Below are 11,595 nucleotides of genomic sequence, written 5' to 3'. Positions count from 1 at the left end.
TTGGGTACTCGCGCTCATACTCCCGTGACGACTTTCGAACGCGACGCGAAGGCCCTTGAACTGCCCTGGCAGTTCACCGGACGTGAGGACGAGCTCGAGCTGATCCGCCGCTCCCTGACCGCGGGCCGGCACGGCATCGTGGTGACCGGCCCGGCCGGCTGCGGCAAGACCCGGCTGGTCACCGAGGCCGTGCGGGGCAGCGACCGCACCCGGGCCGCCGGCACACCCGAGACCCGGCACATCCCCTTCGCCGCGTTCGCCCACCTGCTGCCCGAGGCGGTCTCCCTGCACCGGGCGGTCCAACTCCTGTCCGGCGTACGGCTGCTGGTGGTCGACGACGCGCACCTGCTCGACGATGCCTCGGCCGCCCTCGTGCACCAGCTCGCCGTGCACGGCCGCACCCGCCTGATCGTCGTCGCCGCCGACGGCGGCCCGTACCCCGGCGCGATCTCCCGGCTGTGGGCCGGCGAGCTGCTGCCTCGCCTCGCCCTGGAGCCGCTGCCCCGCGGGGAGACCGAACAGCTCCTCGCGGCGGGCATCGGCGGCAGCCTGGAGCCGCTCACTCTCAACCGCCTCCACCACCTGTGCCGGGGGGATCTGAGGCTGCTGCGCGAACTGGTGGACGCGGTGCGCGAGCACGGCCTGCTGTCCCGCCTGCTGCCGGACACGGAGGAATGGGCGTGGCGGGGCCCGGTACCGGTGACGGCGACCGTCCGCCAGCGCACCGCCGAGATCCTCGAACGCCCCGGCCCCGACGAGCGACAGACGCTCGAACGTCTCGCCTTCGCGGAGCCGCTGCCCCTGCACATGGACGACCTCGACCTGCGGATCCTGGAAGACCTCGAAGCCGACGGCCTGATCCGTATCGACGACCAGAGCGACCCGGGTGATCAGGGCACCGTCCGCCTGGCTCACCCCCTGCACGGCCCGGTGCTGCGCGCCGCGGCCGGCAGGCTCCGGGCGCGGCGGCTGGCCCGTACCCCGGCCCAGTGCGCCGCGGCCCTCGCCGCCGAGTCGGCCGCGCTGACCCGCCGGATCGAGCAGGCGGACGTACGGCCGCTGCCGACGCCCGTGGGGGAGTGGCTCGCACAGGAGGGCGCACCGGTTCCCGCCGGGTACGCGGCCGTGCGGGCGAGGTTCGCACGGCTTCGGGGGGAGCTGCGGGAGGCGGCGGCCTGGGCGAGGGAGGGGCTGCGGGACGCGTGGGGGGACGCGTCCTGCCGTACCGAACTCGCCCTGGCCGCCGCGCAGTCGGGGGACGCGACGGCCGCACAGAAGGCCGTGGCGGGCTGCCCGGACCTGGAGGAGCCGTCCGCATGGCTGAGCGCGGCCCGCGGGGACGTGGACGGGGCGCTGGCGGCGATCGGCGACGCCGCCGACGGCATGGTGCGGAGGTACGGCGACGGCAGCGACCGTATGGCCGCGGACTCCGATCGCACGGGCCCGGAGACGGCCGACATCGCCGGCACCGACAGCGCGTTCGTCCTCTACGACGCCGTACGCCTCGGAGCCCCCGAGAAGGTCGCCGAACGCCTCCCGGCCGACGGCGTGTTCGCCCAGCATGCCGAGGCGCTGGCCCGTGGGGACGGTCCTGCGCTGGACCGTGCCGCGGAGGCGCTGGAGGAGCGCGGGTTCCTGCTGTTCGCGGCCGAGGCGCACGCGCAGGCCGTACGCGCGCACCGCGACCCGCGCGCCGCACGCACCTCACGCACGCGTGCCGTGGCCCTGGCCCGCCGCTGCCAGGGCGCCCGCACCCCCGCCCTGTCGGGGCTGGTCCTGGGTGAACTGACCGCCCGCCAGCGGCAGATCGTCACCCTGGCGGCGGCGGGCCTGAGCAACCGGCAGATCGCGGAACAGCTGACGCTGTCCATCCGCACCGTGGGCAACCACCTCTACAGCGCCTACGCCCGCCTCGGTGCCAGCGACCGGGGCGCGCTGCCGTGGCTCGTGGAGCTGCCGGACGCGCAGCCCGCCTGAGCCGCGCCCATGAACCGGCGGTCTGACCCCCAGTATTCGGGGGAGGGGTCAGGCCGCCGACCGCTTCCGGGGGCGCCGGGCGTGTCCCGTCAGGCGTATTTCCAGCGCCACGCGTTCGAGCTGTAGGTGCACTTGATCGGTGTGCCGCCCGCGGTGGTGGTGACTGCCCCGTGGTCGCTGTTGCGGCAGAACTGCCCCGCCGAGTAGCAGTTGCCCGAGTTGGACCTGATCGAGCAGGTGGCCACGCTGTCCTGGCTGCTGGTGGTGTTGCTGCCGGTGCCGGCGGCTTGGGCCGCGGCGCTTCTGGTGACGGTGACCGTGGGGCCCGGCTTGGCCTTGGCCTTGACGGTTTCGGTGACCGTCGGACCGGGTTCGGGTGTGGCCGTCACGGTCGCCGTGATCGTCGTCGCGGGCCTGACCTTGGCCTCGATGGGCTGCTTGCCGTCGTTCGCGGGGGAGGCGATGAGCGCGCCCGCGAAGAGGAGGCCCGCGCCACCGAGCCAGACGCGCTTGCGTTTGCGCAGCGGACGGATGTCCGGCGGGCGTGGCGCCGGCGGTATGGGTGCCGTGTACGGGTTGGTCATCTCGTCCCCCCTGGGTGTTTCTGGAGGAGTGACCGTAGGGCCCTACAAGGCGGCATGTGAAGAATGTGTAAGGAGAGTGATCGTTCCGTGATTGTCATCCTGGGCTGCCGAGTACAGAACTCGCCCCTCGACGCTGCCCGTTCAGGCCGCCCCGAACGCCGTGAACGCCCACCCCGTTGCCTGGTGCAGCGCATCCCCCGGCAGTGAGGCGCGTGCGTCGCGCAGGGCCTCGGCGAGGGACAGGCCCGCGCTCAGGCCCTTGTGCAGGGCGAGCATCAGCGGCACCACGGCGTGGTCGTTGACGGGTGCGCTGCTGGCCAGCACTCCCGCCGTGCCGAGCGGCAGCAGGGCGGTGACCAGGCCGAGGAGTTCGTCCGCGCCGACCGAGGCGAGGCGGGCGGTGTCGCAGCTGGACAGGATGATCCGGTACGGGCTGCGGTCCAGGCGTTCGAAGTCGTGCACGATGAGCGGGCCGTCTTCCATCCGCAGTGCGGAGAACAGGGGACTGTCGCCACGGAAGGTGCCGTGCGCGGCGATGTGCGCCAGCGCGGCGCCGTCGAGTTCCTCCAGGACGCGCGGCACGCGCGCGTCGTCGTTTTCCAGGACGGTCGGTCTGCCGTAGCGGTCGGCGAGTTCGGGTACTTCCGCGCCACCTGTGGCGAGCCCCGGTCCGCGCACCAGGACGTGGCGGCCGCCGGGCGGCGGCTCGGTCTCGTGGGCGCGCAGCCAACTGCTCGCCGACGGCGACACGCTCAGCACCCGCTCCCGCAGTGAGGGCAGCAGCGCCCACGGCACGCGGTGCAGCCGGCTGGGCGGTACGACCACCACCGGACCCGAGCCCAGGTGGGCGGCGGCCGGGCCGAGCAGCAGCCCCTCCAGGCGGCGGCCCATCGCCTCGACCACCGGAAGGCGGGCTTCCGCGCCCGGGTGGGCCAGCCGTCGCAACCCGGCCTGCACATGCTCGGCCTCGGTCTCGGCGTCGGCGAGCAGCCCCGCCTCGAACCGCCGCACCCGACCCTGCCCGCACAGCAGCACCTGGACCCGTCCGTCGAGCACGGCGAGCTCTACCAGCCGTACCTCGCCCAGCCGTTCGAGCAGCAGGCCGGGGTGGAAGCGGTCCCCGTCGCCGGGCGCGTCGCCGCGCATGTGCAGGGTCCGGGAGCGGATCTCCCGCTCCAGACGGCGCTGTTCACGCTCCAGGGCGGGGATCGGGCGGCCGTCGCTGCGGGCCTCCTCCGCGCGGGCGGCGATCTCCCGGAACGCGGTCAGGCTGCCGAGCAGGGCCGGGTCGGCGGGCGGCCGGGTGGGCGGGGTGGACAGGACGGTGGCCCGCCAGCGTTCGCTCCACGTCAGCAGCCGACGCGGACTGCCCGAGTCGAGGCTGGCCCGCTGGGCCATCGCGGCCAGCTCCGCGCCCTGTTCGGTCGCGCGGGCCCGCAGCTCGGAGGCGCCCAGCGTCATCCGGTGGTCGTCGAGCACGTCGAGGCCGCGCCGGCACGCCTCCAGGACACCCCGGCCGGAACCGGCGGCCCGCGCGCGCAGCGCCTGCGCGGCCCAGCCGGTCATCCGCGCCAGCGGCGGCCCGCTGTGCCGGCTGCGGGCGGCGACGGCCAGATGCCGCTCCGCGTCCGCCGTCCAGCCCAACGAGAGCGCGATGCGGCCCGCGAGCAGCGAGGCCTCCGGGGCGGCCGGTGCGCCGAAGGAAGCGAGCCGTTCGGCCACCGCCGCCGCATCCGCGACCAGGCGTCCCGAGCGGCGCCCCGCGGCCACCCGCGCCTCGATCAGCACCAGCCGGGCATGCGTCTCCCACCAGCTGCGCCGCTGTCCGGCGAACAGCCGTACCGCCAGCGCCGCGCGCGCGATCGCCGTGTGCGGATCGCCCGCGAGACGCGCCGCACGGGCCGCGACCAGCAGCAGCTCGGCCTTGCGGGTGGACTGCCCGCCGATGCCGTCGAGCGCCCCTATGGCCGTGTCCGCCTCGGCGAGCGCCTCGGGGGCGAGCCCGGCGGCCATCAGCACCTCGCAGCGCCGGATGTAGAGCATGAACGACGGTGTGCCCAGCTTGGCGTAGCGCTCCTCGGCCTCGTCCAGCAGCCGCAGCGCGAGGGGGATGTCGCCGGAACGGAACGCGGCCAGTCCCCGGCTCTCCACCACGTCCGCCTTGTCGTGCTCCTGGCCGGTGGTGTCCCACTGCGCGTGCGCGGCGGTGAAGTCCGCCTCCGCCCGGTCCACCGAGCCGGTTGCCAGATGCACCGTGGCCCGCAGGGTCAGCGCCCGCGCCGTCCAGATGACGTCGTCCGCCTGCCGCAGCACCGGAATCGCCCGGCGTACGTCCTCCAGGGACTCGCGGTGCCGGCCCAGCACCCAGGAGGCGTAGGCCCGCCGGTACAGGACCCGCGCGCGGGTGTGCCCGGTGCTGACCGCGACGCCCCGCTCCAGCGCCTCCAGGCCCTGCCGGGTGCGGCCGGAGTGCACCAGCGCCACGCCGAGGGTGGCCAGGATGTCGCCCTCCCGGTCGGGTGCCTGGGCGCGCGCGGCCAGATCGCGGGCGCGGCGCAGATGGTGCAGCGCGATCCGCATGTCGCCCCAGTCCCGCTGCCAGATGCCGATCACCTGGTGCGCGACGGAGGCACGCCACGGTGTCGGATCGCTGTCCAGCACGGCCTGTGCCCGCGCCAGAGCCTCGCCCGGGTCGGCGAACACCATCGGCAGCAGTTCGAGAACCGAGTCGCTTCCCGCTGTCACTCAAAGGATGGTAGTGGCCCGTGGTTGCGCCCCACACCGGTTTGGCGCTGTATCAATAGACGGCTCGGCGACTCTGATTGACGACTGTCGCCTCAAGGGGGAGGACACGCCATGGCGCCTCAGCGATTCCACGAGCAGTTCGACCAGATCCAGCGTTCGATGCCCGACGTCGCCCTGGCGATGGGACCCGACGACGCGGCGGAGTTCATCTACGAGAAGGGCGTGGTCCTGGCCCGCGACGGTGAGGAGGCGCGGCTCGTCGAGGACACCGTGCGCGGCCACTTCACCGAGGCGACCGGACTGACCCCCGACCATGTGCAGCGGGTCGGCCCGGAGACCAACCGCTCGGGCATCACCCGTATCCAGGTCGGCGACCCCGGCCACGGCGACCGGCGCGGCGACCGCGCGGTCGCGCACGCCCTGCGGGCCATGCGCGAGCACGAGGGACGCGCCCGGCGCCGCCTGGTCAGCCGCAACCACGTGGTGTCGATCGCGGTCAACTCCTGCCCCGGCGACGAGCCCGTGCCCGCCCCCCTCACCCAGGGCACCAACCCGGCAGCGGCCGAGGCCGGTTACGACGCGGACACCGCCATCGGCGTCCTGGTCATCGACAACGGCCTCACCCACGACCACGGCCTGGTGCCGCTGCTCGCCCACGTCCAGGGCGACCTGCACGGCACCGAGACCGACGCGCAGGGCAACCTGCTGCAGTACGTCGGCCACGGCACGTTCATCGCGGGCCTCCTCGCGGCCGTCGCACCCAACACGGACATCACCGTGCGCAACACCCTCAACGACGCCGGAGCGATCCTGGAGGACCAGTTCGGGCAGCGGCTCTTCGACGCCGTCGACGAGCACGGCTGGCCGGACGTCATCAGCCTCTCCGCCGGTACCGCGAACGGCCGCGACGACGGCCTGCTCGGCGTGCAGAGCTTCATGCAGGAACTGCGCGGGCAGCGCACCCTGCTGGTCGCGGCCGCCGGCAACAACTCCAGCGCGTCGAAGTTCTGGCCCGCCGCCTACGCCGACCTGCCCGACTACGAGGACGCGGTGCTGTCGGTCGGGGCGCTGCGCAGCGACGGCGAGTTCGGCGCCTGCTTCTCCAACTACGGCTCCTGGGTGAAGGCCTACGCCCCCGGAGAGCGGCTGACCGGCACGCTGACCGGGTTCGACGCGCCCGTGCCCTACGTCTACCAGCACTCCACCTACGAAGAGTGCCGGTACCACTTCACGTACGCGTGCACCTGCCAGTACCCGCGGCACACCGGTGTGCTGAGCACGGCGGGGACCCCCACCGCGGGCAAGGCGGACCAGGTGATGTTCGAGGGCTACGCCCACTGGAGCGGCACCTCCTTCGCCGCCCCGGTCGCCGCGGGCATGGTCGTCGCCTACATGAGTGCCAACAAGCTGGGCGATGCGCGCGCCGCCCGGAAGAAGCTCCTCGCGGAGCTCGGGGAGTACGCGGAGGTGCGCGGGGCGCATGTGCCGGCGCTGCGCCCGCCGACGTGGCGCCCCACGCCCGTCACGCAGCTGGCACCTCCCGTATGAGGTCCGGAACGGTCCCCTCCACGGCGTACGATGACTTGCCGTACACGAGGGGTGGGGCCGTGGACCGAGCAGATGTCGGCGCGTTGGTCCAGTCCGCCGTCGACGGCGACGCGGCGGCCTGGAAGGCGCTCGTGGAGGGGCTGAGCCCGCTGGTGTGGTCCGTCGTGCGCGCGCACCGGCTCTCGGACGCCGACGCGCACGAGGTGTACCAGACGGTGTGGTTCCGTTTCGCCCAGCACCTGGGGCGCATCCGCGAACCCGCCAAGGCCGGGTCGTGGCTGGCCAGTACCGCGCGCCACGAGTCCCTGAAGGTCCTCAAGAGCTTACGGCGGCTGACGCCGACGGACGATCCGCAGCTGCTCGACCGGGTCAGTGAGGACCGTACGCCCGAGCAGTCGTTCCTCGACCTGGAGGAGGCGGCCGCCGAGACCGAGCGCATCCGGCACCTGTGGCAGGAGTTCGAGGAACTCGGCGATCGGTGCAGGCAGTTGCTGCGCGTCCTGATGGCCTCGCCGCCGCCCAGCTACCAGGAGGTGTCCGCGGCGCTGGGCATCGCCGTGGGCAGCATCGGGCCGCTCCGCCAGCGCTGTCTGCGGCGCCTGCGGGCACGACTGGAAGCACGGGGAGCGGTGTGACCGACATGAACAACGGCAACAGCAACGCCGACCACGACGACGACATCAACGACATCAACGACCTGGACGACGTCAACGGCATCGACGAGGTGGCGTACGACCTGGTGGAGGCGGAACTCCGCAGGGCCGCGGCCATCCTGGACCCGGTGCCGGCCCAGCTGCGGCAGATCGCCGTCGAGGCCTTCGCCCTGCACGACCTCGACGCCCGCATCGCCGAGCTGACCTTCGACTCGGTGGTGGACGCCATCCCCGTCAGGGGAGCGACGGACGTGCCGCGGATGCTCACCTTCCACGCGGGCGGGGTGACCGTCGACGTGGAACTGACCGCACAGGGGCTGATGGGACAGGTGCTGCCGCCGCAGACGGCCGGCATCGAGGTGCTCAGCGGCCCGCAGGCCGGATCGCCGCTCACCACTGACGACATGGGCCGCTTCACCTACGGCGAACCCCCCGCCGGCCCGTTCGCACTGCGTCTGCGGACCGGCGAGGGAGTGCTCGTCACGGACTGGGTGACGGCCTGACGCGGGACCCTGCCCTCACCAGGTGACGGGCAGGGTCTGCGGCCCGCGGATCATCGTCTTGCGGCGCCAGACCACCTGGTCGGCGGGGACCGCGAGGCGCAGGCCCGGCAGCCGTTCCAGCAGCGTGTCGACGAGCAGTTCGGTCTGCAAGCGGGCGAGGACGGCGCCGGTGCAGTAGTGCGCGCCGTTGCCGAACGCCACATGAGGGTTGGGATCGCGGTCGGGGTCGATCCGGTCCGGGTCGGGGAAGACGTCCGGGTCGCGGTTGGCGGCCAGGTAGGAGACGTACACCGGGTCGCCGGCGCGGATGCGGTGGCCGTGCAGTTCGACGTCCTCCAGGGCGATGCGGGCCAGGCCGACCGAGGTGCGGTGCGGGATGTAGCGCAGCAGCTCGTCCAGCACCCGCCCGCGCGTCTGCGGTTCCCGCATGCGCTGCATCAACTCCGGCCGGGTGAGCAGCAGGAACAGCATCTGCCCGCAGTTGTGGGTGACCGCCTCGCCGCCGATCTGCAGCGGCCCGGCCAGGCCCACGGCCTCCTCCTCGCTGATCTCGCCGCGGCCGACGGCGGCGCCGAGCAGCGCGTACACGTCCTCGTCCGTGCTGTGGGCCCGGGCCCGGATGGTCTCGGTGATCCAGCCGTACATGCCGTTCTTGGCGCGGTCCGCGGCCTCGGACCCGCCGGAGGTGGAGATGATCTGCCGGGTCCAGGCATGCACCTGTTCCCGGTCCTCGGCGGGCACCCCCATCACCGCGCTGACCACGGTGATCGGGAAGGGTTCGAGGACCCGCTCGACGAGATCGGCCGGTGGCCCGTCGCGTACGACCCCGTCGAGCAGCTCGTCGAGGATCTGCTGCGCGCGGGGCCGCAGCCGCTTCATCGCGCCCACCGTGAAGGCGCCCGCGACCGGCTTGCGCAGCCGGTTGTGGTCGGGCTGGTCGGCCCAGGCGAGGGAGCCCGGCCGGGGCGCGAAGTTCGGGGCGAGCCGGGTCACCTGACGGCGGGTGACCTCCGTGCGGCTGAACCGCGGATCGTTGGTGATCAGCTTGACGTCGTCGTAGCGGGTGGCCAGCCACGCCCAGCCCTCGCCGTGCGGCAGCCGGATGCGGGTGAGCGGGCCCTCGCGCATGAGGTCCGCGAGCACCGGGTCGAACTCCGTCCCGGCCAGGTCGTGCGCGGGCCACTCCCGCACCGGGGGCGGGAGCTGCTCGGTCAGCGTGCTGGTCTCCTCAGTCATGCCCTCCACCCTCGCCGCGGGCCGGGCGCCTGTCGCGCGGGAGTGCTCCAGCCGGAGGGTGCAGGCCCCGCGCCTCAGCCGGTCACGGCGTCCACGAGCGCGGCCAGCGCCTGCGCCAGCCGGGTCAGCCCGGATCCGGCGGGCCCGCCCGGCTCGCTCATGTACGTGTCCCGGCGGATCTCCACCATCAGGGCGCTCACCCGCGGGTCCTTCCCGTAGAACTCCAACGGCACATACGCCCCGCTGAACGGGCTGTCCAGCCCCGTCTCCCCGCACGCCGCGAACGCCTCCCGCACCGCTGCCGCCAGCTCCGGCGGGGTGTGGAAGGAGTCGGTGCCGAGGCAGACCGGCGGCCGGGGGCCCTCTGCGTGCAGCTCGTAGGGCAGCGGCGCGGTCGGGTAGGAGTGGACGTCGACGATCACGGCCCGCCCGGTGGCGGCCAGCCGGTCGGCGACCGCCTCGGTCATGGCCTGCGCGTACGGCCGGAAGTACCGCTCGATCAGCGGCGCGGGGTCGGTGTCCGCGGCCCGCAGCGCCTCCCGGTGCGTGGTCCGCGTGTACACGGCGCCCATCCCGACGGCGAGCATCTCCTCCCGCTCGTCGGGGAACCGCTCCGGATCGACCACCAGCCGGGACAGCCGGTTCACGAATCGCCAGGGAGCGACCCCCGCCAGCTCGGCCGCCGCCGCGGCGAGCTCCGCCGTGTGCCCGTCGGTGATGTGGTCCAACTCCCGCTCCAGCCCGGGCCCGTCCAACAGGATGCCCGCCCGCACCTCGGCCGGAATCTCCCGCGCCGAATGCGGCACATGGAGGATCACGGGGGAGTCGGCCGCGCCCGGCAGGAACGCGAAGGACGGTGCGGCAGCGGGCATGGGGCGGCTCCCGGGAGGTGTCGGTGACGTCGGTCGATGATCTGCATCCTGCCGGACGCCGGCGGCTCAGCGCTGGCTCGCGGGTGTGCCGGGAAGCGGGCTGCGACGGCCCCGGCAGGAGTAGGCGATCTCCACCGCACCACCGGGCAGGGCACGTTCGCGCCGGAAGGTCAGACCGGTGTCGGCACTGAGCGCCGGGGTCAGCCGCATTCCGCTGCCGAACAGGAGCGGCAGGACCACCAGCTCCAGGTCGTCGAGCACGCCGAGGGCAGCGAAGGTCCCGATCGTCCGCGGGCCTCCGACGAGGTGGACGTCGCCGCCCCGGTTGGCCGCGCGGAGTTTCTCCAGCAGCCGTAGCGGATCACTGTCGGTGACGACGTGGTCGGGGGTGCCGGCCGGACGGTGCGAGCCGAGCACGAACACGTCCAGACCGGGCCAGGGCCAGCGGTCGTTGGTCAGCGCCGGCTCGAAGGTGGTGCGGCCCATCAGCGCCGCCTCGCACCCGTCGAGGAACTCCCGGATGCCGTGGCTCTCGCCGGACACGAACGCGGGATCGGCCGTCAGCGCGGGCCAGCCGGTCGGCGTGGTGACAAAACCGTCGGCACTCATGCTCATACGGGTGCGGATCCGCATGATCTCTCCTCGGAAGTCGATTGCTGTCACCCGTGTGTCGAACGGGAGACCCGCCGATCGACACGGCACCGAGAAAACTTCGTGGCGCGTCCCTCGGTCACCGCCGCCCGCCGAACTGCCAGGCGTGCGTCTCGATGTCGGCGTACCGCTCCGCGGTCAGGACCGTGCGTGCCGTGACCGGGTCCGGGGCCCGGACCAGAGCCGCGGTACCGAGCCGGGCGGCGCCGTCGTCGGACAGCAGCGGCCCGTACGCGATCAGGCCGTCCCGGTCGGCCGGCACGGCGAGGTCGGCGGCGGGCCCCGAGCCGAGGCCGAGCACCAGTGCTCTTCCAGCAGCTCCTCGCGCAGCGGGACGGAGCCGGGCCGGTCGCGGTGGTGGCAGAAGAACTCCACGGCTGCGGACTCCTCCCCACGCGCGACATGATCTCAACGGGTTGTGCCGGGTGACGGACCTGCCGTTGTCAGACCCCTCGCCTAATCTCGTGCCATGACCGTCCATGAGCTCTCGCGCACCGAGGCCCGCCGGATCGCCGTCCGCGCCCAACTGCTGGACGCCGTACGGCCGGCCGGGCTGCTGGACGTGGTGCGCGGGCTGACCCTGCTGCAGATCGACCCGACCGCCGCCGTCGCGCCCAACGCCGACCTGGTGGCGTGGAGCCGGCTCGGATCGCCATACGCATCAGGACAGTTGAGAGCCGCACGGGAGGAACGCACACTGCTGGAGCTGCAGGCGATGCTCCGGCCCGCCGAGGATCTCGCGCTGTACCGCGCGGAGATGGCCGCATGGCCCGAGCGGGGCACGCCCTCGTCGTGGCGTGAGTACCACCGGTCGTGGGTGGCGGCC

General features: G+C 73.5%; 9 protein-coding genes and 2 pseudogenes. 5 read left to right on the top strand and 6 right to left on the bottom strand.

All coding sequences use genetic code 11. The features are described from left to right. The first annotated feature begins 24 nt into the window (after positions 1–24). Positions 25–1,977 (top strand): LuxR family transcriptional regulator AbsR2, encoded by a 1,953-nt coding sequence (locus ACWC1K_RS47640; protein ID WP_450840133.1) that lies wholly within the window; start codon positions 25–27, stop codon positions 1,975–1,977. A gap of 89 nt (positions 1,978–2,066) precedes the next feature. Here ACWC1K_RS47640 and ACWC1K_RS47635 read toward each other — a convergent pair whose 3' ends face one another. Further along, complete coding sequence (locus tag ACWC1K_RS47635) at positions 2,067–2,561, bottom strand: hypothetical protein (protein ID WP_450840131.1); 495 nt, start codon at positions 2,559–2,561, stop codon at positions 2,067–2,069. Between the two features lie 141 nt (positions 2,562–2,702). Further along, the gene (locus ACWC1K_RS47630; protein WP_450840167.1) at positions 2,703–5,267 is read right to left on the bottom strand and encodes a CHAT domain-containing protein; all 2,565 of its coding nucleotides are present in this window, start codon (positions 5,265–5,267) and stop codon (positions 2,703–2,705) included. A gap of 150 nt (positions 5,268–5,417) precedes the next feature. Between ACWC1K_RS47630 and ACWC1K_RS47625 the strand changes: the two genes are divergently transcribed. From ACWC1K_RS47625 to ACWC1K_RS47615, 3 genes are read left to right on the top strand one after another with little or no spacing between them, the layout of a single operon-like run. Then, positions 5,418–6,854, top strand: a complete 1,437-nt coding sequence (locus ACWC1K_RS47625) for a S8/S53 family peptidase (RefSeq protein ID WP_450840129.1) — start codon at positions 5,418–5,420, stop codon at positions 6,852–6,854. A gap of 59 nt (positions 6,855–6,913) precedes the next feature. After that, positions 6,914–7,489 (top strand): RNA polymerase sigma factor, encoded by a 576-nt coding sequence (locus ACWC1K_RS47620; protein WP_450840128.1) that lies wholly within the window; start codon positions 6,914–6,916, stop codon positions 7,487–7,489. Positions 7,490–7,494: 5 nt separating this feature from the next. Then, complete coding sequence (locus ACWC1K_RS47615) at positions 7,495–8,010, top strand: hypothetical protein (protein WP_450840166.1); 516 nt, start codon at positions 7,495–7,497, stop codon at positions 8,008–8,010. Positions 8,011–8,025: 15 nt separating this feature from the next. On the opposite strand, the gene ACWC1K_RS47610 is transcribed toward ACWC1K_RS47615, so the two are convergent. The 4 genes and pseudogenes from ACWC1K_RS47610 to ACWC1K_RS47595 form a co-directional block, all read right to left on the bottom strand. Further along, positions 8,026–9,246 (bottom strand): cytochrome P450, encoded by a 1,221-nt coding sequence (locus tag ACWC1K_RS47610; protein ID WP_450840127.1) that lies wholly within the window; start codon positions 9,244–9,246, stop codon positions 8,026–8,028. A gap of 74 nt (positions 9,247–9,320) precedes the next feature. Beyond that, a complete protein-coding gene (locus ACWC1K_RS47605; protein ID WP_450840125.1) occupies positions 9,321–10,118 on the bottom strand; it encodes an N-formylglutamate amidohydrolase in 798 nt (265 codons plus the stop codon). 66 nt (positions 10,119–10,184) lie between these two features. Continuing rightward, a complete protein-coding gene (locus ACWC1K_RS47600) occupies positions 10,185–10,751 on the bottom strand; it encodes a dihydrofolate reductase family protein (protein ID WP_450840123.1) in 567 nt (188 codons plus the stop codon). Between the two features lie 97 nt (positions 10,752–10,848). After that, a pseudogene (locus ACWC1K_RS47595) lies at positions 10,849–11,079 on the bottom strand (YciI family protein); the annotation flags it as partial. 159 nt (positions 11,080–11,238) lie between these two features. On the opposite strand from ACWC1K_RS47595, the pseudogene ACWC1K_RS47590 reads away from it, so the two are divergent. Next, positions 11,239–11,595: pseudogene (locus ACWC1K_RS47590) on the top strand (winged helix-turn-helix domain-containing protein); the annotation flags it as partial.

The organism is Streptomyces sp. NPDC001492 (genome assembly GCF_053597275.1).
This window is presented reverse-complemented; position numbering and strand designations above follow the sequence as displayed.

Coding starts and splice junctions, on each gene's coding strand:
- ACWC1K_RS47635 (WP_450840131.1), bottom strand. CDS start 2,561: ATGACCAACCCGTACACGGCACCCATACCGCCGGCGCCACGCCCGCCG.
- ACWC1K_RS47630 (WP_450840167.1), bottom strand. CDS start 5,267: ATGGTGTTCGCCGACCCGGGCGAGGCTCTGGCGCGGGCACAGGCCGTG.
- ACWC1K_RS47625 (WP_450840129.1), top strand. CDS start 5,418: ATGGCGCCTCAGCGATTCCACGAGCAGTTCGACCAGATCCAGCGTTCG.
- ACWC1K_RS47615 (WP_450840166.1), top strand. CDS start 7,495: ATGAACAACGGCAACAGCAACGCCGACCACGACGACGACATCAACGAC.
- ACWC1K_RS47610 (WP_450840127.1), bottom strand. CDS start 9,246: ATGACTGAGGAGACCAGCACGCTGACCGAGCAGCTCCCGCCCCCGGTG.
- ACWC1K_RS47605 (WP_450840125.1), bottom strand. CDS start 10,118: ATGCCCGCTGCCGCACCGTCCTTCGCGTTCCTGCCGGGCGCGGCCGAC.
- ACWC1K_RS47600 (WP_450840123.1), bottom strand. CDS start 10,751: ATGCGGATCCGCACCCGTATGAGCATGAGTGCCGACGGTTTTGTCACC.